This is a genomic window from Pseudomonas sp. MF08817 (genome assembly GCF_059862705.1).
This window is the reverse complement of the sequence record NZ_JCBCUY010000030.1, coordinates 26,222-48,439: the sequence shown is the minus strand read 5'-3', so window position 1 is coordinate 48,439 and position 22,218 is coordinate 26,222. Positions and strand designations below refer to the sequence as shown.

General features: G+C 62.9%; 19 protein-coding genes and 1 tRNA gene. 11 read left to right on the top strand and 9 right to left on the bottom strand.

Going from position 1 to position 22,218, the window contains the following annotated elements; all coding sequences use genetic code 11:
- The first annotated feature begins 127 nt into the window (after window positions 1-127).
- The 6 genes from gpmI to AC19YR_RS18440 all read left to right on the top strand — a co-directional run bounded on the left by gpmI (window position 128) and on the right by AC19YR_RS18440 (window position 8,269).
- Window positions 128-1,657, top strand: coding sequence for a 2,3-bisphosphoglycerate-independent phosphoglycerate mutase (gene gpmI, locus AC19YR_RS18465; protein WP_500599598.1), 1,530 nt, complete (start codon window positions 128-130; stop codon window positions 1,655-1,657).
- Between the two features lie 215 nt (window positions 1,658-1,872).
- Complete coding sequence (locus AC19YR_RS18460) at window positions 1,873-3,159, top strand: murein hydrolase activator EnvC family protein (protein WP_095108835.1); 1,287 nt, start codon at window positions 1,873-1,875, stop codon at window positions 3,157-3,159.
- A gap of 27 nt (window positions 3,160-3,186) precedes the next feature.
- Window positions 3,187-4,494 carry a S41 family peptidase gene (locus AC19YR_RS18455; protein WP_500599596.1) on the top strand — a complete coding sequence of 436 codons (1,308 nt, stop codon included), beginning with the start codon at window positions 3,187-3,189 and terminating at the stop codon, window positions 4,492-4,494.
- Window position 4,495: 1 nt separating this feature from the next.
- Window positions 4,496-5,278 carry a divergent polysaccharide deacetylase family protein gene (locus tag AC19YR_RS18450; RefSeq protein WP_095108833.1) on the top strand — a complete coding sequence of 261 codons (783 nt, stop codon included), beginning with the start codon at window positions 4,496-4,498 and terminating at the stop codon, window positions 5,276-5,278.
- A 102-nt stretch (window positions 5,279-5,380) separates the two neighbouring features.
- The gene (locus AC19YR_RS18445) at window positions 5,381-6,973 is read left to right on the top strand and encodes a trypsin-like peptidase domain-containing protein (RefSeq protein WP_500599595.1); all 1,593 of its coding nucleotides are present in this window, start codon (window positions 5,381-5,383) and stop codon (window positions 6,971-6,973) included.
- 42 nt (window positions 6,974-7,015) lie between these two features.
- Window positions 7,016-8,269, top strand: a complete 1,254-nt coding sequence (locus AC19YR_RS18440; RefSeq protein WP_095108831.1) for a Vps62-related protein — start codon at window positions 7,016-7,018, stop codon at window positions 8,267-8,269.
- Here the strand turns inward: AC19YR_RS18440 and AC19YR_RS18435 are convergent.
- The 7 genes from AC19YR_RS18435 to AC19YR_RS18405 all read right to left on the bottom strand — a co-directional run bounded on the left by AC19YR_RS18435 (window position 8,260) and on the right by AC19YR_RS18405 (window position 14,230).
- Entirely contained in the window at window positions 8,260-9,015 is a 756-nt protein-coding gene (locus AC19YR_RS18435; protein ID WP_500599594.1) for a substrate-binding periplasmic protein, read from the bottom strand. The genes AC19YR_RS18440 and AC19YR_RS18435 overlap by 10 nt on opposite strands.
- Window positions 9,016-9,086: 71 nt before the next feature.
- Window positions 9,087-9,857, bottom strand: a complete 771-nt coding sequence (gene hisF, locus AC19YR_RS18430) for an imidazole glycerol phosphate synthase subunit HisF (protein WP_095108829.1) — start codon at window positions 9,855-9,857, stop codon at window positions 9,087-9,089.
- Between the two features lie 98 nt (window positions 9,858-9,955).
- Window positions 9,956-10,699, bottom strand: a complete 744-nt coding sequence (hisA, locus tag AC19YR_RS18425; RefSeq protein WP_500599593.1) for a 1-(5-phosphoribosyl)-5-[(5-phosphoribosylamino)methylideneamino]imidazole-4-carboxamide isomerase — start codon at window positions 10,697-10,699, stop codon at window positions 9,956-9,958.
- Between the two features lie 101 nt (window positions 10,700-10,800).
- Window positions 10,801-11,058 carry a DUF2164 domain-containing protein gene (locus AC19YR_RS18420; protein ID WP_500599591.1) on the bottom strand — a complete coding sequence of 86 codons (258 nt, stop codon included), beginning with the start codon at window positions 11,056-11,058 and terminating at the stop codon, window positions 10,801-10,803.
- On the bottom strand, window positions 11,058-11,696 hold the full coding sequence (gene hisH / locus AC19YR_RS18415; RefSeq protein WP_095108826.1) for an imidazole glycerol phosphate synthase subunit HisH: 639 nt from the start codon (window positions 11,694-11,696) through the stop codon (window positions 11,058-11,060). Before hisH ends, AC19YR_RS18420 begins: the two co-directional genes overlap by 1 nt.
- Complete coding sequence (hisB, locus tag AC19YR_RS18410; RefSeq protein WP_095108825.1) at window positions 11,696-12,289, bottom strand: imidazoleglycerol-phosphate dehydratase HisB; 594 nt, start codon at window positions 12,287-12,289, stop codon at window positions 11,696-11,698. Before hisB ends, hisH begins: the two co-directional genes overlap by 1 nt.
- Window positions 12,290-12,568: 279 nt before the next feature.
- Window positions 12,569-14,230 carry an OFA family MFS transporter gene (locus tag AC19YR_RS18405; protein WP_500599589.1) on the bottom strand — a complete coding sequence of 554 codons (1,662 nt, stop codon included), beginning with the start codon at window positions 14,228-14,230 and terminating at the stop codon, window positions 12,569-12,571.
- A gap of 224 nt (window positions 14,231-14,454) precedes the next feature.
- Here AC19YR_RS18405 and AC19YR_RS18400 point away from each other — a divergent pair, with 224 nt between their 5' ends.
- From AC19YR_RS18400 to AC19YR_RS18380, 5 genes are all read left to right on the top strand, one after another.
- Entirely contained in the window at window positions 14,455-14,853 is a 399-nt protein-coding gene (locus AC19YR_RS18400) for an acetyl-CoA sensor PanZ family protein (protein ID WP_500599587.1), read from the top strand.
- A gap of 83 nt (window positions 14,854-14,936) precedes the next feature.
- Window positions 14,937-17,168: an AsmA family protein gene (locus tag AC19YR_RS18395; RefSeq protein WP_500599585.1), complete on the top strand. Its 2,232-nt coding sequence runs from the start codon at window positions 14,937-14,939 to the stop codon at window positions 17,166-17,168.
- Complete coding sequence (mutY, locus tag AC19YR_RS18390) at window positions 17,165-18,232, top strand: A/G-specific adenine glycosylase (RefSeq protein ID WP_500599584.1); 1,068 nt, start codon at window positions 17,165-17,167, stop codon at window positions 18,230-18,232. The genes AC19YR_RS18395 and mutY overlap by 4 nt, the downstream gene beginning before the upstream one ends.
- Window positions 18,229-18,501, top strand: coding sequence for an oxidative damage protection protein (locus tag AC19YR_RS18385; protein WP_095108820.1), 273 nt, complete (start codon window positions 18,229-18,231; stop codon window positions 18,499-18,501). The genes mutY and AC19YR_RS18385 overlap by 4 nt, the downstream gene beginning before the upstream one ends.
- A 102-nt stretch (window positions 18,502-18,603) precedes the next feature.
- Window positions 18,604-18,679: transfer RNA gene (locus tag AC19YR_RS18380), tRNA-Phe, on the top strand.
- A 149-nt stretch (window positions 18,680-18,828) separates the two neighbouring features.
- On the opposite strand, the gene AC19YR_RS18375 is transcribed toward AC19YR_RS18380, so the two are convergent.
- Both AC19YR_RS18375 and AC19YR_RS18370 read right to left on the bottom strand, forming a co-directional pair.
- Window positions 18,829-20,202: a DUF1329 domain-containing protein gene (locus tag AC19YR_RS18375; protein WP_500599582.1), complete on the bottom strand. Its 1,374-nt coding sequence runs from the start codon at window positions 20,200-20,202 to the stop codon at window positions 18,829-18,831.
- Between the two features lie 56 nt (window positions 20,203-20,258).
- Window positions 20,259-22,202, bottom strand: coding sequence for a DUF1302 domain-containing protein (locus AC19YR_RS18370; protein ID WP_500599580.1), 1,944 nt, complete (start codon window positions 22,200-22,202; stop codon window positions 20,259-20,261).
- Window positions 22,203-22,218: the final 16 nt, after the last annotated feature.

Here is a 22,218-nt window from a genome sequence, read left to right as displayed (position 1 = left end):
TCGGCCAGTATACACAGCCGCCAATGCCGACCAAACCCCGCCCGGCGGTGACTTGGATTGAACTTGCCTTTAAACTGCCACTCCCTTTTTCACCGCCCTCCTTTTAACTTCGCCACGAGTGGACTCCATGACTACCACGCCCAAACCTTTGGTCCTGATGATTCTCGATGGCTTCGGTCACAGTGACAGCCACGAATCCAACGCCGTGTACGCCGCGAAAAAACCGGTGCTCGATCACCTGTGCGCCACGCAGCCCAACGGCTTGATCTCGGGCTCGGGCATGGATGTCGGCCTGCCGGACGGCCAAATGGGCAACTCCGAAGTCGGCCACATGAACCTCGGCGCGGGCCGCGTGGTGTACCAAGACTTCACCCGCGTGACTAAATCGATCCGCGACGGCGAGTTCTTCGAGAACCCGACCCTCTGCGCCGCCGTGGACAAAGCCGTGGCCGCCGGCAAAGCCGTGCACTTCATGGGCCTGCTCTCCGATGGCGGCGTGCACAGCCACCAGGATCACCTGATCGCCATGGCCGAATTGGCCTTCAAGCGCGGTGCCGAACACATCTACCTGCACGCCTTCCTCGACGGCCGCGACACGCCGCCCAAAAGCGCGCAATCGTCCATTGAGCTGCTGGACGAAACCTTCAAGACCCTGGGCAAGGGCCGCATCGCCAGCCTGATCGGCCGTTATTTCGCCATGGACCGCGACAACCGCTGGGACCGCGTGGCCCAGGCCTACAACCTGATTGTCGATGGCCAGGCGCAGTTCCACGCCGCCACCGCCCAGGAAGGCCTGCAAGCGGCCTACGCGCGCGGCGAGAGCGACGAGTTCGTCAAGGCCACCGCCATCGGTGCGCCGGTCAGGGTCGAAGACGGCGACGCCGTGGTGTTCATGAACTTCCGCGCCGACCGCGCCCGCGAGCTGAGCCGGGTGTTCGTCGAGGACGGCTTCAAGGAATTCGAGCGCGCACGCCAGCCGGCCCTGGCCGGGTTCGTCATGCTCACCCAATACGCGGCCAGCATTCCCGCGCCTTCGGCCTTCGCCCCGGGCAGCCTGGAAAACGTGCTGGGCGACTACCTGGCGAAAAACGGCAAGACCCAACTGCGCATCGCCGAAACCGAGAAGTACGCCCACGTGACCTTCTTCTTCTCCGGCGGGCGCGAAGAGCCCTTCCCCGGCGAAGAGCGCATCCTGATCCCGTCGCCGCAAGTGGCCACCTACGACCTGCAACCGGAAATGAGCGCACCCGAAGTCACCGACAAAATAGTCGACGCCATCGAAAACCAACGCTTTGACGTGATCGTGGTCAACTACGCCAACGGCGACATGGTCGGCCACAGCGGTGTGTTCGACGCCGCGGTCAAGGCTGTGGAATGCCTGGACCTGTGCGTCGGGCGTATCGTCCAGGCCCTGGAAAAGGTCGGCGGGGAAGCCCTGATTACCGCCGACCACGGCAACGTCGAGCAGATGTCCGACGCGTCAACCGGCCAGGCCCATACCGCCCACACCACCGAGCCGGTGCCGTTCATCTACGTCGGCAAGCGCGACCTCAAGGTGCGCGAAGGCGGCGTGCTGGCCGACGTCGCGCCGACCATGCTCAAGCTGCTGGGCCTGGAACAGCCCAAGGAAATGACCGGCACTTCGATCCTCGTCTAACCCCCAAAAAACCGGTGGGAGCGAGCCTGCTCGCGATGACGTCGGCACATCCAGCGGCCAAGTCGCCCGATGCGCCATCATCGTAAGCAGGCTCGCTCCTACCGTGGTTTCCAGGGTTTTTCGGGTCAGTCATCACACAGCCCCAATTGGGCGTTTTTTTTGCTGCCCATGGCGGGCATACTAGGCCGTCCCTTTCCCTGGTGTCGCCCGCCTCTATGCTTCGCGCCCTGATTGCCCTTGCCCTGACCTGCCTGCTCCAACCGGCCTTCGCCGACGAACGCGCGCAGACCCAACAACAGTTGGACGCCACGCGTCAGGACATTGCCGAGCTGAAAAAGCTATTGGGCAAGTTGCAGGAAGAAAAAACCGGCGTGCAGAAAGACCTGCGCGGCACCGAAACCGAAATGGGCAACCTGGAAAAGCAGGTCGAGACGCTGCAAAAAGAGCTCAAGAAGAGCGAATCCGAGCTGCAACGGCTCGATGAGGAGAAAAAAAAACTCCAGAGCGCGCGCGTTGAACAACAACGCCTGATCGCCATCCAGGCCCGGGCCGCCTACCAGAATGGGCGCCAGGAGTACCTCAAGCTGCTGCTCAACCAGCAGAACCCGGAAAAATTCGCCCGCACCCTCACCTATTACGACTACCTGAGCCAGGCCCGCCTGGAGCAGTTGAAGAACTTCAACGAAACCCTGCGCCAACTGGCCAACGTCGAGCAGGATATTGCCCTGCAACAGGCGCAGTTGCTGGTGCAAAAAAGCAGCCTCGACAGCCAGCGCGAAGAACTGGACAAGGTCCGCAAGGAGCGCCAGCAAGTGCTGGCCAAGCTCAACGGCGACCTCAAGGCTCGCGACGCCAGGCTCCAGGCCCGCCAGCAGGACCAGGCCGACCTGTCCAAGGTCCTCAAGACCATCGAAGAAACCCTGGCGCGCCAGGCTCGCGAGGCAGAAGAGGCGCGGCAAAAAGCGCTGATCGCCCAGCAGGAAGCCGAAAAAAAGCGTTTGCGTGAAGCCCAGGCCGACGCTGGCCAAAGCCCGCGCACACCGGCCAAGGCTACGCCTGGCGCGCTGGTTTCCAGCACCGGTGCGACCTTCGGCGGCGCATTTGCTTCAGCCCGGGGAAAACTTCCATGGCCGGTTGATGGTCGATTGCTTGCGCGATTTGGCGAAGGCCGCGGCGATGACGCCCGGACCAAGTGGGACGGGGTGATGATTAGCGCCTCGCCCGGCAGCCAGGTGCGGGCCGTGCACGGCGGGCGCGTGGTGTTTGCCGATTGGCTGCGCGGCGCCGGGCTGCTGGTGATCCTCGACCACGGCAACGGTTATTTGAGTTTGTACGGCCACAACCAGACGCTGCTCAAGGCCGCCGGGGATGTGGTCAAGGCCGGCGAGTCCATTTCCACTGTCGGCAGCAGTGGCGGACAGGACACGCCAGCACTGTATTTCGCTATTCGTCAGCAGGGTCACCCGAGTGATCCAGCACAATGGTGCCGCGCACAAGGATAAGCGCGCTGCCTTACTCAGGAGTTCGACATGCTGCATTTGTCCCGCCTCACCTCGCTGGCCCTGACGATCGCCTTTGTGATCGGGGCGCCGTTGGCGTTTGCCGCCGATACGGCGCCACTGCCAGCGGCCGCTACCACCAAGGCGCCGCTGCCACTCGATGAGCTGCGCACCTTTGCCGAGGTCATGGACCGCATCAAGGCCGCCTACGTCGAACCGGTAGACGACAAGACCCTGCTGGAAAACGCCATCAAGGGCATGCTCAGCAACCTCGACCCGCACTCGGCCTACCTGGGCCCCGAAGACTTCGCCGAATTGCAGGAAAGCACCAGCGGCGAATTCGGCGGCCTGGGCATTGAAGTCGGCGTCGAAGACGGCTTTATCAAAGTGGTCTCGCCCATTGACGACACCCCGGCGTCCAAGGCCGGCATCCAGGCCGGCGACTTTATCGTCAAGATCAACGGCCAACCGACCCGTGGCCAGAGCATGACCGAAGCCATCGACAAGATGCGCGGCAAGATCGGCGAGAAAATCACCCTGACCCTGGTGCGCGACGGCGGCACGCCGTTCGACGTGACGCTGACCCGCGCCACCATCCAGGTCAAGAGCGTCAAGGCGCAGTTGCTGGAGTCGGGCTACGGCTACATCCGCATCACGCAGTTCCAGGTCAAGACCGGCGACGAGGTGTCCAAGGCCCTGGCCAAGTTGCGCAAGGACAACGGCAAAAAGCTCAGCGGCGTGATCCTGGACCTGCGCAACAACCCCGGCGGCGTGCTGCAATCGGCGGTGGAGGTGGTCGATCACTTCATCACCAAGGGCCTGATCGTCTACACCAAGGGCCGCATCGCCAACTCCGAGTTGCGCTTCTCCGCAACCGGCAAGGACGAAAGCGAAGCTGTGCCGATGGTGGTGCTCATCAACGGCGGCAGCGCCTCGGCCTCGGAGATTGTCGCCGGCGCCTTGCAGGACCAGAAACGCGCGGTGGTCATGGGCACCACCAGTTTCGGCAAGGGTTCGGTGCAAACCGTGCTGCCACTGAACAACGACCGCGCCTTGAAGATCACCACTGCGCTGTATTTCACCCCCAACGGCCGCTCGATCCAGGCCCAGGGCATCGTGCCCGACATCGAAGTGCGCAAGGCCAAGATCACCAACGAGCAGGACGGCGAATACTTCAAGGAAGCCGACCTGCAAGGCCACCTGGGCAACGGCAACGGCGGGGCGGACAAGCCCAGCGGTTCCGGCGCCAAGGCCAAGCCCATGCCCCAGGACGACGACTACCAATTGGCCCAGGCCCTGAGCCTGCTCAAGGGCCTGAGCATCACCCGCGGCAACTGAGATGCGCCTGCGGTTGATCCTCGCCCTGCTGGGCTGTGTGGCCGGCGCCGCCCAGGCGGCGCCGAGCGACAGCCCAGCCAAGCCCCACAAGGCCTACCTGAGCCTTATCATCGACGACCTGGGGCAGAACCTGCCCCGGGATCGGCGTGTGCTGGCCCTGCCCGGGCCGGTCACCACGGCGATCATGCCCGACACGCCCCACGCCGCCGAATTCGCCCGCGAAGCCTATCGCGCCGGCAAAATCGTCATCCTGCACATGCCCATGGACCCGGCCACCGGGCCGTTCGCCTGGCACCCCGAACTGCCCATCGAGGAGCTGAAAAAACGCCTCGACGCCGCATTCAAGGCCGTGCCCTACACCAGCGGCATCAACAACCACATGGGCAGCCGCATGACCGCCCAACGGCCGGCCATGGCCTGGTTGATGGCCGACCTGCAACAGCGCCACAAATTTTTCGTCGATAGCCGCACCAGCGCCAGCACCGTGGCCGCCGCCGAGGCGCAGAAGATCGGCCTGGCCAGCGTCTCACGGGATGTGTTCCTGGATGACGAGCGCACCGAAGCGGCCATCGCCGCGCAGCTTGAAAGCGCCATTGTCCTGGCGCAAAAGCACGGTTCGGCGGTCATCATCGGCCACCCTTACCCGCAGACCCTGGCGGTTTTACAGCGCGAATTGCCGCGCCTCAAGGCCCGCGGTATCGAATGGATCGACATCCGCCAAATGATCGGCGTGCGCAGCAACCGTGCAAGCGCTGCCCACGGCAACGACGGCACCTACCGCTAGCGCCGGCCCCATAGATAGCTACCGCTTTTCGCACCGCAGTTCCTGATTAGGTAGTGCACCACCCCGCAATCGGCGGGGTGCCACTGACCCATAAGGAGCGACATGAACACACCCTCTTCACTTTTCGGCGCCTTGCTCGCAGGCGTTCTATGCGTCCCCGTGCTGGCCTCACCCAGCGATTTTGGCGCCAACCTGGCCAACCTCACCCCTTCCCGGCTGCTGACCAACGACCGCGGCCAAAACCGCCACTGGTCCGGCGTAGGCCGCGTGCGCAACGAAACCAACACCCTGTGCACCGCCAGCCTGCTCGACACCCGTAACGGCGAAGGCAACGCCACGGGCCCGGCCTATATCATCACCAGCAGCCATTGCATCCACCGCACCAACGAGTTCGTGCACAAGGACATGCCGCTCAAGGGCAGCATCTCGTTCAACTACTTCGACGACACCCTTGCCACCCTCAAGACCTATCCCCTCAAAACCCTGAAGTGGAGCAGCAGCCAGGGCGTGGACCTGGCGATCATCGAACTCGACAGCGCCCTGGCCACGCTGATCGACAACGGCATCACCCTGCTGAAACTGGCTGAAGAGGCACCCGCAGACGGCAGCGACATCCTGGCCCTGAGCGCCCCGGCCTGGGACACCCTGCGCCTATCCGCCTGCACCCAGCAGGCCTCGGCGGAAATCGTCGAGCAGCCCTACGTCTGGCGCGTAACGATGAAAAACCAATGCCAAGGCATCGCCCCGGGCAGCTTCGGTGGGCCCCTGCTCAACCGCCACTCCAACGAGATCTTCGGCATCCTCGGCACCAGCACCCGCGGTTCCAATGCCGATAAGAAATGCCAACGCGACGCCCCCTGCGAGGTCAAGAACGGTATCGCCACTCGCCACGCCGACAGCAACTACGGCAGCCCGGTCACCTTCCTGCGCAGTTGTTTTGTCGAAGGTGTGCTGCACAGCAATAGCGACACCTGCGACCTCTACCCCACCACCGTCATCGGCTTCAAGAACCCGCAGCCGATCAAGCAGTACTACGTCACGGCCAACAAAGGCTCCAAAAGCATCATCCCCACCTGGGACCTGAGGTTCACCATCAACACCCCGTTCTACCGCTACAAAACCACGCGCCGCGCCATCGACTGCGAAAACCCGGCCCTCTACAGCGCCCCCGTAGCCGCCGAAAACGCCTACATCAACGACCCCATCGGCCCGCAGACTGGCATGCACATGCTGTGCGTGGTCGGCGTCGAATCGGCCGAGCAGCCCGTCACCCCCGGCATGATGAAAAATGCCCTGACCCTGGCAGTGGAACTGGCTGAACCGGGCCCGGCGCGCACCCCGGACGTGAGCATCAGCCTCGATAAGGAAGGGCTGCAGGCTTACACCGTGAAATGGAAAATGGCCCCGCCCTTCATGAGCCGCTACACCTACAAAATGGGCCCAGCCCACAGCACTGACTGCCTACGCCCTGTAGGCTACCTGGCCATCCCCCTGCCGCGACCAGAGCCGGAAGACGACGATGAGGGTGAAGATATTTATCACCACCCGTTGGAAGACCAAGCCATCACTCCCGCCGATGATGACTTCATCCAGATAGTCAGCACCAACACCCACCCGATCAAAATCTGCACCTATGCCTACGACCAGGCCGACCAGCCTTCGACGTTACGTGTGGATATTCTCAAGCCGCGCTAACCGGCCACATCTCATCCAAGGCAATGACAGGAGTCGAAACCCATGGACCCCTTTAGATATAAAGATCTGCAAATAGGATTTACCGAGCACTTTATTTACCTATGGAATAACCGGCACCCGATGGCAGGAACAATCGGCAGCCAGAAAGCCACTTTCTGGCGCCCTAGAATTTCTCAGCAACTGTTCGGCTATCATCCCGTCGGAGACTGTATTTACCCACACTTCGATGACATCAATTACAAACACATGGTCCCCATCGTGCGTGACATAGAGGGTGCTCAAGGCACCGCGCTACGTGAACCGCTCTCGTATGAGCAGGTATGGGACAGCGAAGGATTCAATACGCAAAACCATAAAGGCAGTTGGAACACGTCCCTATGGCGCCCGATACCGCCACCCGGTTACGTCGCGATGGGCCTGGTGGTGGGCAATGGGCTGGAGCAGCCCCGTACGGATGCCGTGCGCTGCCTGCGCGAAGACCTGGTTATTGAGTCATCCATCGGCGACCTCATCTGGAGCAACCGTGGCTCCCAGGCAGATAAGGACTTCAGTGCCTGGGACATCACCCCTCCAGCGGCGTTGGCAGGCGAAGTCTACTTCTGCGCGAACACGTTCGCGGGTATTGGCGCCTATACCAAACCAAACACCATGGCCACGGCTTACGCCTTGCGAGTCAGTATGCCCGTGACGGCAACCATACCCGCCGATGCTCCGCAGCTTACAAGCCATGCCGAACCTTCAAGTCTCGACAGCAATACACGCACGGGCTTCACTGAACTTCCCTGGTTCACGATAAAAGACCCGCAACTGAGTGCCTTTGAACAAGTATCGCAATCGCCAACTTATAAAGTGGAAAGAACCGACCGCTACATCCTGATCGGCCACGGGCATAACACTGCTGAATCGCCCCAACGCTATAACTGGTCTACGACGACGGGCATCAACAGCGCCGCCGCCAATACCTTTAGCGCAACAACCTCAATTGACATCAGGGCGCCGTGGGCAGTCGCAACGCACTTCAAGGCATCGGCAAAGTTGAGTGCAATAACCACACCCCAAGGCTGGTCAGAAGCAAAAACCCTGAACATCTGGAGTGATATTGCGCCCAATACGGCCCTGGCCTTTTACTTGGTCGAGAGCCGTTACAGGTTGCTTCGCAAGGACGGGAGCCAAATAGGGGAAACCTTGTTGTACAAGGATGACCAGGCCAGTTACTGGACCGAATATCCACAGGGCAACGCCTGCAAGGTGGGCATAAAACTCAACTCAAGTGCCAGCAGGGCCGATCAGAGATAGCGCGCCATGATCCGCTCCACCTCGCCTTCTTTGCGCAGTTGATCGAGGGCGAGTTGTAGTTTGCTGACGATCTCGTCCGGCACATCCTTGTTCAACGCCAGGTACAACTCGGCGCTGTGGAAACGCAGCACCGTTTTGAGACCGGTGACCCCCTCCTGCCGGGCAAGGTAACGGCCGGCCGGGTCGCCGGTGGCCCACAGGTCGATCTGGCCGCTGACCAGTTTGCGCGCATTGTCCTGGTCCCGTAGCGCCACGATGGGCGCCAGGCCCTGCTTGGTCAGCGTCTCGGCAATGGCATCGCCCTTGTAGGCGCCGATCTTGTATTTGCGCGCCTGCTCCAGGGTTTGCAGGGTGATTTTGCTATCGGCGCGGGCGAGCATGATCCAGTCGTCCGGGCCGATGGGGCCGACCCATTTGAACAACGCTTCGCGGTCGGGCAGTCGCGCCATGACGAACACGCCGTAGCCGGGTTTTTCCAGGGCCAGTTTGTAGATACGTTCCCACGGGAAGCGCAGGGTCAGGCTGTAGTTAATGCCGGCACGTTTGAACATTTCCCGCACGATATCCACGGCGATGCCGTCGATATTCTCGTCCTGGGCGAAGTTCTTACCGTTTTTTGCCATGTTGTAGGGCGGAAAGTTTTCCGTCAGCAGCACCACGCTGGGGCGGTGAGGCTCAGCCGCCCACGCCGCGCCAGCGAGGAGCAACGCGGCGCTGGCCAATACAGGAAGAAAGCGTTTGAGCATGACGGTTACCCAAATCCATGGCGTGGCCCAGAGTGCCGTGAGCCCGCCATGCTGTCCAGTAGCCAGTGGTGCTAGCGCACGGTAATCCCGCGGGCCGCCATGTAGGCCTTGGCTTCGGGGACGGTGTATTCGCCGAAGTGGAAAATACTCGCCGCCAACACCGCGCTGGCGTGGCCTTCGAGGATGCCGTCGGCCAGGTGCTGGAGGTTGCCGACACCGCCAGAGGCGATCACTGGGATGCCCAGGGCATCGCTGATGGCGCGGGTCACGCCCAGGTCGAAGCCGTTTTTCATGCCGTCCTGGTCCATGCTGGTCAGCAATATTTCGCCGGCGCCCAGGCCTTCCATCTTCACCGCCCACTCCACCGCGTCCAGGCCGGTGGGCTTGCGCCCGCCGTGGGTGAAGATTTCCCAGCGCGGGGTTTGGCCCGGCAGCGAAACCTTCTTGGCGTCAATGGCGACCACGATGCACTGCGAGCCGAAATGCTGCGCGGCCTCGCCGACGAACTCGGGGTTGAACACCGCCGCGGTGTTGATGGACACCTTGTCCGCCCCGGCATTGAGCAGGTTGCGGATGTCTTGCACGGTGCGCACGCCGCCGCCCACGGTCAGCGGGATAAACACCTGGCTGGCCATGCGCTCGACGGTGTGCAGCGTGGTGTCGCGGCCATCGACGCTGGCGGTGATATCCAGGAAGGTGATCTCGTCCGCACCCTGCTCGTCGTAGCGCCGGGCGATTTCCACCGGGTCGCCCGCGTCGCGGATGTTCTCGAACTTGACGCCCTTGACCACACGGCCGTTATCCACGTCCAGGCAAGGGATGATGCGTTTGGCCAATGCCATGGGGGCTCATCTCCGATAAGAGTTATTAGCGGCCAGCTACAAGCGGCAAGTAGAAGCGGTTGGCTTTTGCTTGCCGCTTGTAGCTGGAAACTTGCCGCTTAAAACGTGCTGCTTGCCGCATCGCAGAGCGCTTGCGCCTCGGCCACGTCCAGCGTGCCTTCGTAGATCGCACGGCCAGTGATGGCGCCGATGATGCCAGGGGCCTTGGCGTCCAGCAGGGCCTGGATGTCGCCCAGGTTGTGGATGCCGCCGGAGGCGATCACCGGGATCCGGGTCGCGGCGGCCAGGGCCGCGGTGTAGGAGACGTTGCAGCCCTGCATCATGCCGTCTTTGGCGATGTCGGTATAAACGATGGCCGACACGCCGTCGCTTTCAAACTGCTTGGCCAGGTCGATCACCTGCACGGTGCTGATTTCGGCCCAGCCGTCGGTGGCGACGAAACCGTCCTTGGCGTCCAGGCCAACGATAATCTTGCCCGGGAAGGCGCGGCAGGCCTCGGCCACGAAGGCCGGGTCCTTGACGGCTTTGGTGCCGATGATGACGTAGCTCACACCGGCCTTGACGTAGTGTTCGATGGTGTCCAAGGAGCGAATACCGCCGCCGATCTGGATCGGCAGGTTCGGGTAGCGCTTGGCGATGGCGGTAACCACTTCACCGTTGACCGGTTGGCCTTCAAAGGCGCCGTTGAGGTCCACCAGGTGCAGGCGCCGGCAACCGCCGTCCACCCATTTGGCAGCCATGCTCACCGGGTCGTCGGAAAACACCGTGGAATCTTCCATGCGGCCCTGGCGCAGACGCACGCAAGCGCCGTCCTTGAGATCGATAGCGGGAATAATGAGCATGCTTTTTCCTTCGTCAAAAGAGCTGCGAGCTGCAAGCTTTAAGCTGCAAGCAGGCATGCGTATCAATTCTTGCAGCGTGAAGCGCGAAGCTTGCCGCTGCTCTAGTTTTTCTCAAGCGCCCATAAGTCGCTTTCGATGCTTTCAAAGCGCTCTTTGAGGTGCGCTTGCACGTCGAAAATCGCCCGGTTGTAGTAGTGCGGGGCGATTTCGCGGGTGAATAGCTCAAGGATTTCCGCGGCCTCGAACGAGCCCAGGTCGAGCTCGAAACGGTCCTGCATGAAGCGCTTGATCTTGTGGTTGGCCTCGCTTTCCTGCTCGGCGGTGAGGGTCAGGATCGGCGGCTTTTTTTTCGCGGCCATTACCAGCGCCCGTCCCAAGTGGCGAAGTTCTGCAGCAATTGCAGGCCATGGGTGTGGCTCTTCTCCGGGTGGAACTGCACCGCGAACCGCGAGCCATCGGCCAGGGCCGCGGCGAAGTCGACGCCGTAATGGCCGCTGCCCACCACCTGCTGCGCATTGGCGGCGGCGATGTAGTAGCTGTGCACGAAGTAAAAACGCGCCAGGTCCGGGATGTCGTGCCACAGCGGGTGCGGCACCGACTGGCGCACTTCGTTCCAGCCCATATGCGGCACTTTCAGGTGTTCGCCGTCTTCGTGCAGGCCCTTGCCGAAGAACTTCACGTTGCCGGGGAACAAGCCGATGCAATCCACCCCGGCGTTTTCTTCGCTGTGGTCGAGCAACGCCTGCATGCCCACGCAAATGCCCAGGAACGGGCGATCCTGGCTGACTTCGCGCACCAGGGCATCGAAGCCCAGGCGACGAATCTCGGCCATGCAGTCGCGGATCGCGCCGACACCGGGGAACACCACGCGATCGGCTTCGCGGATCACGTTGGCGTCACTGGTAATCAGCACCTTGCCCGCGCCCACGTGCTCCAAGGCCTTGGCCACCGAATGCAGGTTGCCCATGCCGTAGTCGATGACGGCGACGGTCTGCATTACAGAACGCCTTTGGTCGATGGCATTTGCCCGGCCATGCGGTCATCGAGCTCCACAGCCATGCGCAGCGCACGGCCGAAGGCCTTGAACACGGTTTCGATCTGGTGGTGGGTGTTGCTGCCCCGCAGGTTGTCGATGTGCAGGGTGACGTTGGCGTGGTTGACGAAGCCCTGGAAGAACTCCTGGAACAGGTCCACATCAAAGCCGCCCACGGTGGCGCGGGTGTAGGGCACGTGCATTTGCAGGCCGGGGCGGCCAGAGAAGTCGATCACCACGCGCGACAGCGCTTCGTCCAGCGGCACGTAGGCATGGCCGTAGCGGCGGATGCCTTTCTTGTCGCCAATGGCCTTGCTGAACGCCTGGCCCAGGGTGATGCCGACGTCTTCCACCGTGTGGTGGTCGTCGATATGCAGGTCGCCCTTGCTTTCGATATCCAGGTCGATCAGCCCATGACGGGCGATTTGATCCAGCATGTGCTCAAGAAAGGGAACGCCGATATCGAATCGGGCCTTTCCAGTGCCATCCAGGTTGATCGAGGCTTTGATCTGGGTTTCCAGAGTGTCGCGCTCGACGGATGCCTTACGTTCGGCCATCACCAGCTCCGCAAAATCATTGGGCGAAAAAGGTGGCCATTATAGGGTGCCCGGGCGCCAAACAGAAACCTCATGAGCACATCCCCGATGGGCTGGAGGCCGCGCCGTCAGGGGTGTACATGTGCGTACAAGCTGGTTTTAGCGGACCGGGTTTGCCGTGCGAGATGGAGGAATGCGGGCTTGTGTGGGAGCGGGCCTGCCCGCGCTTGCAGAATGTCGATCAACATCACCTTTTCTGACACGCCGCCGTCGCGGGCAAGCCCGCTCCCACAAAGGAGGTTAGTGAAACAACACCGCCGTCTTCTGCAACGTCACCCACACCCCCCACGCCAACGGGACGCCCACCGCCAGCCAGGCCGCAACCACCCAGGGCCGGCTGCTTTCGCTGGCCTGCCATTGCAGCACCGTGCTGCTGTCGGCGCCTTTGTCGTGGCCCAGGGCCTGTTCGGCGGCGAGTTGGGCGTCGGTCATGAAGTATTTGTCCGCCACCGGCCGCACCAGCAGGTTGCAGAGGAACCCCAGCACCAGCAGGCCGGCGAGGATGTACAGGGTGATGTCATAGGCCGCCGCGCGCTCGACGCCGATGCTCAACTGATATTCGCGCAGGTAGTTCACCAGCACCGGCCCCAACACCCCGGCCGCCGCCCACGCGGTGAGCAGGCGCCCATGGATGGCGCCGACCATCTGTGTGCCGAACAGGTCCGCCAGGTAGGCCGGCACCGTGGCGAAACCGCCGCCGTACATCGACAGGATGATGCAGAACGCCGCCACGAACAGCGCCACGTTACCCAGGTGGCCGAGGTTGGGGATCAGCGCATACAGCGCAAAACCCAGGGCAAAGAACACGAAATAAGTGTTCTTGCGCCCCAGGTAGTCGGAAAACGACGCCCAGAAAAACCGCCCGCCAATGTTGAACAGGCTGAGCAAACCGGTGAAGCAGGCAGCAATGGCGGCGACCTGCGCCAATTGCGCGGCATCCAGTTGGCTGAAGGTCAGGTCGTTGCCCAGCAGTTTGCCGGCAAACACCTCCTGCAACAGCGGCGAGGCCATGCCCAGGATGCCGATGCCCGCCGAGACGTTCAGGCACAGCACCAGCCACACCAAAGCAAACTGCGGGGTTTTCCAGGCCACGCTCACATGCACATGGCGGTGGGTAATCATCGCGTTGGCGGTTTTTTTCGCCGGTGGGCTCCAGCCTTCAGGCTTCCAACCGGTGGGCGGCACGCGGTAGGCCAGCGCACCGCCGATCATGAACACGAAGTAAATCGCCGCCATCACCACAAAGCTCTGCCACACGCCGACGCTGGTGGACGAGGCGAAATGGCCCATCAGCAACGCCGCCAGCGGCGCACCGACCATCGCCCCGCCGCCAAAGCCCATGATCGCCATGCCGGTGGCCATGCCGCGTTTGTCGGGGAACCACTTGATAAGGGTCGAGACTGGCGAGATATAACCCAGGCCCAGGCCGATACCGCCGATCACCCCGGAGCCGAGCCACATCAGCCAGATCTGGTGGGTGTAGACCCCCAGCGCGGAAATCAGCAAGCCACCGCACCAGCACAACGCCGATACCACACCGGCCTTGCGCGGCCCGGCGTGCTCCAGCCAACCGCCCCAGACAGCCGCCGAGCAGCCCAGGAAAATGAAGAACAGGGTGTAGATCCAGCCCAACATGGAGATCGGCCAGTCGCACTGCGCCGAAAAAACCTGCTCGATAAACCCGGTGCCCGGCGCGCAGGCCACGGCCGTGGTCACGCCCCACGCCTTGGACAGCGGAATCCAGAACACCGAAAAGCCATAGGCCATGCCGATGCACAAATGAATGGCCAACGCGGCCGGCGGAACCAGCCAACGGTTGAACCCGGGCTTGGCAATAATGCGCTCCTTGGCCAGGAACGCGGGCTGCGCAGCGATGCTGCCAGCCTCGGTGCTGATGCTCATCTTGTTGTATCCCCCAATGTTGAGTAGCGTTCGCCGGCCGCACTTCGCCCCAGCCTTGGTGCACGCAGGCATGGCTGTTTTATCGGGTGAAGCTCCAAGAACGCGACGTTAAGCCGCAGAAGGACGGGCGAACCGGCAGAGGTTACCATTTGCGTCTGGCGGATAAACCCTGCTGATCCGGCGTTTTATGCGCCATCTGTACTTGCCCCGCACAAGGAACCCCCATGCCCATCGTTGTCCAGACGCTGCACGAAGCGACCTACCAGGACCAGCAAGACTTGCGCAAGATCTACCACGACGCGCCGCCCTGGCTATTCGCGCCGTTTGCCGACGACCTGCAGCTGATCGAAAGCGCCCTGGCCGACGCTAGCCTGATCGCCGGGCGCTTCAACGATCGCCTGCTGGGTGCGGCGCGCCTGCAACGCCAGGGGCAGGTCTGGCATCTTTCCCAACTATGCGTACGAAAAATCACCCGACGACGTGGAGTAGCGGAACGCCTGGTGTGCGAAGCCCAGCGTATGGCCGCGCAACAAGGCGCGCAGCTGCGCCTGCAAGCCCCCGCCGGCCACCTGGAGGCCCAGGCCCTGGCCGCCAAACTGCACCTGCCGCTGGACCTGCTGTAACCGTACCCGGTAGTCAGGCACCGGGTTGGCGGCGCTATACTCCCCGGCTAATTCCGCACTCGACACACTGAAAGGACGCGCCCATGAAAGCGTTTGGCAAAATCCTGGGGCTGGTCATTCTCGGGCTGTTGCTGGTCATCGTGGCCCTGGGCTTTGCCCTGACCCACCTGTTCGACCCCAACGACTACAAAGACGAGATCCGCCAGATCGCCCGCGACAAGGCCCACATCGAGCTGACACTCAATGGCGACATCGGCTGGAGCCTCTTCCCTTGGCTGGGCCTGGAGCTGCATGACGCCGGCATCGCCACCCTGACCAACCCCGACAAGCCGTTCGCCGACCTGCAAATGCTCGGCCTCTCCGTGCGCGTACTGCCCCTGCTGCGCCGCGAAGTGCAGATGAGCGACGTGCGGGTCGAAGGCCTGAACCTGCGCCTGAACCGCGACAAGCACGGCCACGGCAACTGGCAGGACATCGGCAAGGCCAAGGCGCCCGACACCGCCGCCACGCCGAAAGTAGACGCCAGCACCACCCCCGCCACGCCTGCCCCGGCGCCGGAAAAACCCGCGCAACCGATCCGCCTGGACATCGACAGCCTGACCGTGAACAACGCCCGGGTTGAATACTTCGACGAACAAAGCGGCCAGCAACTGAGCGCCGAGAGCATCCAGTTGAGCACCGGGGCCATCCACGAAGGCAGCAATATCCCGCTCAAGCTCACTGCATTCCTGAGCAGCAACCAACCCGTGGTGCGGGTACGTTCGGAGCTGGCCGGCGAGCTGCGTTTTGACCGCGCCCTCCAGCGCTATCAGTTCGAGGACATGAAACTGTCCGGCGAAGTTTCCGGTGAACCGCTGCAAGGCAAGACCATGACCTTCGCCGCCCAAGGCCAGTTGCTGGTGGACATGGCCGCCAACATTGCCGAGTGGAACGGCCTGAAAATCTCCGCCAACCAGTTGCGCGCCCTGGGCGAACTGAAGGTCAACGACCTGGACAAGACCCCGCAGATCAGCGGTGGCCTGTCGATTGCCCAGTTCGACCTGACGAAATTCGTCGACAGCATCGGCCAGACCCTGCCCGCCATGGGCGAAGGCAGCCTGAGCAAGGTCGAACTGGTCAGCCGCCTCAAGGGCACGCCCACCAGCCTGGCCCTGGAAGACCTCAACCTGAAGCTCGACGCCAGCACCTTCACCGGGCGCATCGCCGTCGACGACTTCGCCAAGCAATCCCTGCGCGTGCAGCTCAAGGGCGACACCCTCGACGTCGACCGCTACCTGCCGCCCAAATCCGCCCAAGCCAACAGCGCCGCCGTGGCGCGCCAGGCCGAAGTCAAGAGCAGCGAGGCGGACGCCATGGCCAGCGCCGGCGCGGGCACCACGCCGTTGCCGGACGCGCCGACCAAGGGCGCCTGGAGCACCGAACGCCTGCTGCCGGTGGAACGCCTGGGCAAACTGGACATCGCCGCCGACCTCAACTTCGGCCAACTGACCCTCGACAAACTGCCGATCCACAACGCCGCGCTCAAGGCCTCCGGCCAGGGCGGCGTGCTCAAGCTGGAAAACCTGCGCGGCGAGCTCTACAACGGCACGTTCGAGGCCAGCGGCAACCTCGACGTACGCCCCGCTGCGCCGCTGCTGAGCCTGCGCACGCGCCTCAACAAAGTGCCGGTCGAACGCATCCTCGAAAGCCAGGGCCAAGTGCCCCAGGTCAAAGGCCTGGTCAACCTCGACAGCAACCTGAACGGCAGCGGCAACAGCCAGAAAGCCCTGGTGGACAGCCTCAATGGCAACGTCGGCTTCGCCATCAACAACGGTGTGCTGGTCAACGCCAACCTTGAGCAGCAACTGTGCCAAGGCATCGCCCTGCTCAACCGCAAGACCCTGAGCGGCACTCCGCGCGGCAAGGACACGCCCTTCCAGGAACTCAAAGGCAACCTGACCCTGCGCAACGGCGTGGCCAGCAACCCGGACCTGAAAGTGCGCATCCCCGGCCTGACCGTCAACGGCAACGGCGACGTCGACCTGCGCGTGCTGGGCATGGACTACCGCGTGGGCATCATCATCGAAGGCGACAAGCGCGACATGCCCGACCCGGCCTGCGCCGTGAACCCACGCTACGAAGGCATCGAGTGGCCATTGCGCTGCCGCGGCCCGCTGGAGCTGGGCGCCAAGGCCTGCCGCCTGGACAAGGACGGCCTCGGCCAGGTCGCAACCAAGCTGGCAGGCAACAAGCTCAGCGAAAAACTGGAAGAGAAACTCGGCGACAAGGTCAGCCCCGAGTTGAAAAACGCCCTTAAAGGTCTGTTCAAAAAATGACATCCGAGCAGTTTTCCACCGCCGTGCTGAGCTGGTACGACCGCCACGGCCGCCACGACCTGCCCTGGCAACAAGGCATCACGCCTTACCGGGTGTGGGTCTCGGAAATCATGTTGCAGCAGACCCAGGTCAGCACCGTGCTCAACTACTTCGACCGCTTCATGGCCGCACTGCCCACGGTGCAAGCCCTGGCCGAGGCCCCGGAAGATGAAGTGCTGCACCTGTGGACGGGCCTGGGCTACTACACCCGCGCGCGCAACCTGCAAAAGACCGCGCAGATCATCGTCGCCGAACATGGCGGCCAATTCCCCCGGGACGTGGAAAAACTCGTCGAACTGCCGGGCATCGGCCTGTCCACCGCCGGCGCCATCGCCAGCCTGAGCATGGGCCTGCGGGCGCCGATCCTCGACGGCAACGTCAAACGCGTGCTGGCGCGCTTCACCGCCCAGGAGGGCTACCCGGGCGTACCGAAGGTGGCCAAGGCGTTGTGGGCCACCGCAGAGCGCTTCACGCCCTATGACCGGGTCAACGCCTACACCCAGGCGATGATGGACATGGGCGCCACCCTCTGCACCCGCAGCAAGCCCAGTTGCCTGCTGTGCCCGCTGGAAACCGGCTGCCAGGCACACCTGCTGGGCCTGGAAACCCGCTACCCAATCCCCAAGCCGCGCAAGAGCATCCCGCAAAAACGCACCCTGATGCCCCTGCTGGCCAACCGCGACGGCGCCATTCTGCTTTACCGGCGCCCATCCACGGGCCTGTGGGGCGGGTTGTGGAGCCTGCCGGAACTCGACGACCTACAGGACCTCGAACACCTGACGCTGCAGCATTCCCTGCACATGGGCCAACAGCAGCAAATGCCTGGGCTGATCCACACCTTCAGCCACTTCCAACTGGCCATCGAGCCCTGGCTGGTGCGGGTCGAGGAATCGGCCCACCACGTGGCCGAGGCCGACTGGCTCTGGTATAACCTCGCCACCCCGCCGCGCCTGGGCCTTGCCGCCCCGGTGAAAAAACTGCTCAAGCGCGCGGCCGACGTATTGAACGCAGGAGAGTCGTCATGACCCGCACCATCATGTGCCGCAAGTACCACGAAGAACTGCCCGCCCTCGAGCGCCCTCCGTTCCCTGGCGCCAAAGGCCAGGACATCTTCGACCACGTCTCGCAAAAAGCCTGGGGCGACTGGCAAAAACACCAGACCCTGCTCATCAACGAAAAACGCCTGAACATGATGAACGCCGAAGACCGCAAATACCTGCAAGGCGAAATGGACAAGTTCTTCAGCGGCGAGGATTACGCCAAGGCCGAAGGCTATGTGCCCCCCGCCGAATAACCCCACAAAACCGATGCCGGGTCGTAAGCGACGGTAATAATTAAATATTTTTAGAAAACTTGCTTGACGACCCCCTGAAAAACCCGTTTAATGCGCCCCGTTGCCCAGATAGCTCAGTCGGTAGAGCAGGGGATTGAAAATCCCCGTGTCGGCGGTTCGATTCCGTCTCTGGGCACCACTTATTAGCTTCAGGTGGTGCAAACATCATCCGAAGCACACAAAAAACCCGCCTAGTGCGGGTTTTTTGCTTTCTGCGGTTTGAGTTCCCTTCTTCTCTTCGCTTACTGGCGCGCCCAGGCCTTTTCAGGCCCGGGCGCAGCCTTGGGCTTAGCGCGTACCCCGCAGGCGCAGGGCCGACGGCATGAAGTACGAATCCGGCGGCACGGGTTGGGCGAAGTCCACGGTCTGGGTTTCTTCGTTGTCCAGGTTCTGTACGTAGTAGCGCCGTGCTTGCAGGTCGTGGAAGACGTCCAGGGCGCTCCAGGTGGTGGGCAGGTCGTAGAAATTCTTCAGGTACGCCATCGACACCCGCCACAGCTCGCCTCGGCCATCGTACTGGTCGACCACCGCCGCGCCCCAACTGTCCTCATCGAGAAACAACACACGCTTGGAGTAGATGTGCCGCGCCGTCGGCTTGAGGGTGCCTTCCACCACCCACACCCGGTGCAGCTCGTAGCGGGTGTACTGCGGGTTGAGGTGGCCGGGCTTGAGCAGGTCGGCGTACTTCACGTCGGGGCTGGAGACTTTGTAGTTGTTGTACGGGATGTAGATTTCCTTCTTGCCCACCAATTTCCAGTCGTAACGGTCCGGCGCGCCGTTGTACATGTCGGTGTCGTCGGCGGTGCGCAGGCCATCGGAGGCGGCGATGGGCGTGTCGTAGGCCAGGTTCGGCGCGCGGCGCACGCGGCGCTGGCCGGCGTCGTAGATCCAGGCCTGGCGCGGCTCTTTGATCTGGTCCAGGGTTTCGTGCACCAGGGCTGCGCCCCCGGCCAGGCGCGCCGGGCTCTTGACGAAGGCCAGGTAGTAGAACAGCACGTTTTTCAGGTCCGTGAAGGCGCCGTCCTTGCGGTAGTAGTTGAACAGCGCTTCCTGCTGGGAGGTGACCAACGAGAAGCTGCCGTTACGCTGCACCGGCACTTCCGAGGCGCGGCGCACCACGTAGGTACCGCGATAGCGGGTGACGTGGTTCCACAGCGCGCTCACCCCATCCGCCGGGATCGGAAACGGCACCCCGCCATAGGCCCCGGCAAAGCCGTTGCCGCCTTCAAGCAAAGTGGCGCTGGTGGCGTTCTTGAAGGTGTTGTCGTACACCCATTGCGGCGCCGCGCCGGAGCGGCGGCTGGGGTAGACCGGCATCTGGAAGCTGTCCGGGTAGCTGTTGAACAGGGCGATCTGGCCCACGGTGAGCTGGCCCTTGTATTGCTCCAGGTTGGCCTTGGTGATGGTGAACAGCGGTTTGTCGGCGGCGAACGGATCGATGTGGTGCTTGCCCGGCTCGTAGCCCTTGGGCGCCTGGGTGATGCCACCGTCCCACGCCGGGATGGTGCCCGCCGCGTTCCCCGCGCGCTCGGCGCCCAAAGGCGTGAGGGTGGTTTTGAGTTGCTGCGCCTGCTGCGCACTGACCGCCGCCAACGCCTGGCCGGCGCACGCGCTCAGGGCCAGCGCCAGGGCGGCGTTCATCAGGGTGTGTTGCTTGAACATGGAAAGACTCCAAAACGGATAACGGCCATGGGCCCGGCGCACTGCTGCCGGAACACTCACAGGAAGTACTTGAGGTTGAAACCGATGTTGTCGCGGTCGCGGATGCCGTTGTTTTGCCCGCCGCCGTAGAACTCGGTGTATTGCAGTTCGGCCTCCAGCTTGTTCTGGTAGGTGGCTTTGACCCCCAGGGTGTAAGCCTTGCGGCCTTCGATGAAGTTGCCGGCCTGGTAGGAGTTGCCCTTGAAGTCGTCCTTGTAGACCGCGTAGGGCGAGACGTTGACCCCGGCGTACACGTCGTTCCAGGTGCCGTTGAACATCAGGGTGTAGCCGTAGGAGTTGGCGCTGACCTGATCGTCCTTCTCCCCGCCAGATACGTAGGAGTAGTTACCGGTGCCCGCGTAGTGGCGGGTGCTGCCATCCCACGCGCTGTACTTCAGGCTGCTGCCGCGCAGGTGCTCGGTGGCCAGCTCGAAGATGCCGAACAGCGAGTCGAAGCCCACGCTCGGGCCGAAGTTGTAGATGGTGCCCAGGGACGTGTTGAACGCCTCGACCCGCTCGGAGTTATCGATGTTGCTGTCCAGGGTCACCCATTGCCCGCCGATGTTCACCGCTTGCCCCGCCGCAGCCGCAGCCGCGCCGTTGGCCAGGTCGCCGATCAGGTCGTTGGTGGCCGCCACGCCGATGGGCAGGTTCGGCCGGTAGGCCACTTCACCGAACACCGAGGCCTTGCCCAAGGTGGTGTTGAAGCTCAGGCCGTACATGCGGATGTCTTCGGCGTAGTTGCGGTGGGCCTGGATGTTGCCCATCACGTCGGCGGTGGCCAGGCCATTGGCGAGCGCCTGGGCCTGGGCGCCGGCGAGGCCACGGAGCATATCGGTCAGGGCATCCATGTCGATGCCTTTGTAGCCGCCCAGGTTGGCGGCGATGGTCGGTTCCTTGGCGTGGTAGTTGACCAAGTACATGCCGAACTCGGTGCTGTTGAGTTCTTCGGCGATGTAGCGCATGGCGAAACCGTACTGGCCGTCGTTGCGGGCGTTGTAGTCGCGGCCGATGGAGGCGACCTTCAGGGTGTTGCCGTAGGCCGGGGTCACGCCGTTGGCATACAGCCCGGTGCTGCCCAGGGCGCTGGCCAGCGCCGGGTTGTTGCCCAGGCCCTGGTACAGGCCGATGACGTTGCCGAACACCGGCACCGGGGTGTCCAGGGCGGTGCCGCTGAAGTCGTTGTAGCCGGTGCGCCCGCCGTCGGCGAACAGGTCGGTTTGCGCGTAGAAAGTGCCCACCGGGTCGATACGGGTTTCTTTCCAGTTCCACTGGTAGAAGCTTTCCAGGGTCAGGTTGTCGCTCAGGCCGATGTTGAAGCTCACCGCCTCTACCGGCATCAGCACTTCCTTGACCTCGGCGCCGGGCAAGCGGTACTTGGCCGCATCCACCGGGTTGGTGGTGTTGACGCCGCCGCGGTAGAACAGCCCTTCGCCCCAGTTGAACACCTGGCGCCCCAGGCGCGCGGTCACGGGCAGGTCGCCCACATCCCAGTTGCCGTAGACGTAAGAGTCGAGGATTTCGACGTGATGGCCGGCGATGTCGCGGGTCTGGTCGGTGAAGCGGTCGTCGCTGGGGTAGCTTTGGCTGGGCTGGGACGGGTTGTTGTTTTGCTTGTAGTCGTTGCGCTTGTCCATGATCTGGCTGTCGTAGAACGCGGTGCCGCGCACGAACAGGCCGTAGTTCTGGTAAGTCGCCTCCAGCTCGGAGGTGATCTTGTACACCTCGGAAACCATGCCGGTATCGAAGTTACGGTTGCCGTCATTGGTGTTGACGTCATCGTTGCTCTGCTCGCGCCCCTGCACCCGCCAGAGCTGGCCGTACGACAGGGTGCTGTCGAACGAACCCTTGACCTCGTTGCCCAGCACGCTGAACTCCATGGCCTGGGTGCCCTGCGCCGCGCACAGTAACCCCGCCAGCCCCAACCCCACACTGCCCTGTCGCCGCAAACCGATTGTCATTGTTGTTATCTCCTGT

Coding starts and splice junctions, on each gene's coding strand:
- AC19YR_RS18450 (WP_095108833.1), top strand. CDS start 4,496: ATGCGCCTGCGGTTGATCCTCGCCCTGCTGGGCTGTGTGGCCGGCGCC.
- AC19YR_RS18455 (WP_500599596.1), top strand. CDS start 3,187: ATGCTGCATTTGTCCCGCCTCACCTCGCTGGCCCTGACGATCGCCTTT.
- mutY (WP_500599584.1), top strand. CDS start 17,165: ATGACATCCGAGCAGTTTTCCACCGCCGTGCTGAGCTGGTACGACCGC.
- gpmI (WP_500599598.1), top strand. CDS start 128: ATGACTACCACGCCCAAACCTTTGGTCCTGATGATTCTCGATGGCTTC.
- AC19YR_RS18405 (WP_500599589.1), bottom strand. CDS start 14,230: ATGAGCATCAGCACCGAGGCTGGCAGCATCGCTGCGCAGCCCGCGTTC.
- AC19YR_RS18395 (WP_500599585.1), top strand. CDS start 14,937: ATGAAAGCGTTTGGCAAAATCCTGGGGCTGGTCATTCTCGGGCTGTTG.
- AC19YR_RS18460 (WP_095108835.1), top strand. CDS start 1,873: ATGCTTCGCGCCCTGATTGCCCTTGCCCTGACCTGCCTGCTCCAACCG.
- AC19YR_RS18445 (WP_500599595.1), top strand. CDS start 5,381: ATGAACACACCCTCTTCACTTTTCGGCGCCTTGCTCGCAGGCGTTCTA.
- AC19YR_RS18375 (WP_500599582.1), bottom strand. CDS start 20,202: ATGTTCAAGCAACACACCCTGATGAACGCCGCCCTGGCGCTGGCCCTG.
- AC19YR_RS18440 (WP_095108831.1), top strand. CDS start 7,016: ATGGACCCCTTTAGATATAAAGATCTGCAAATAGGATTTACCGAGCAC.
- AC19YR_RS18385 (WP_095108820.1), top strand. CDS start 18,229: ATGACCCGCACCATCATGTGCCGCAAGTACCACGAAGAACTGCCCGCC.
- AC19YR_RS18370 (WP_500599580.1), bottom strand. CDS start 22,202: ATGACAATCGGTTTGCGGCGACAGGGCAGTGTGGGGTTGGGGCTGGCG.
- AC19YR_RS18400 (WP_500599587.1), top strand. CDS start 14,455: ATGCCCATCGTTGTCCAGACGCTGCACGAAGCGACCTACCAGGACCAG.
- hisB (WP_095108825.1), bottom strand. CDS start 12,289: ATGGCCGAACGTAAGGCATCCGTCGAGCGCGACACTCTGGAAACCCAG.
- hisH (WP_095108826.1), bottom strand. CDS start 11,696: ATGCAGACCGTCGCCGTCATCGACTACGGCATGGGCAACCTGCATTCG.
- hisF (WP_095108829.1), bottom strand. CDS start 9,857: ATGGCATTGGCCAAACGCATCATCCCTTGCCTGGACGTGGATAACGGC.
- AC19YR_RS18420 (WP_500599591.1), bottom strand. CDS start 11,058: ATGGCCGCGAAAAAAAAGCCGCCGATCCTGACCCTCACCGCCGAGCAG.
- hisA (WP_500599593.1), bottom strand. CDS start 10,699: ATGCTCATTATTCCCGCTATCGATCTCAAGGACGGCGCTTGCGTGCGT.
- AC19YR_RS18435 (WP_500599594.1), bottom strand. CDS start 9,015: ATGCTCAAACGCTTTCTTCCTGTATTGGCCAGCGCCGCGTTGCTCCTC.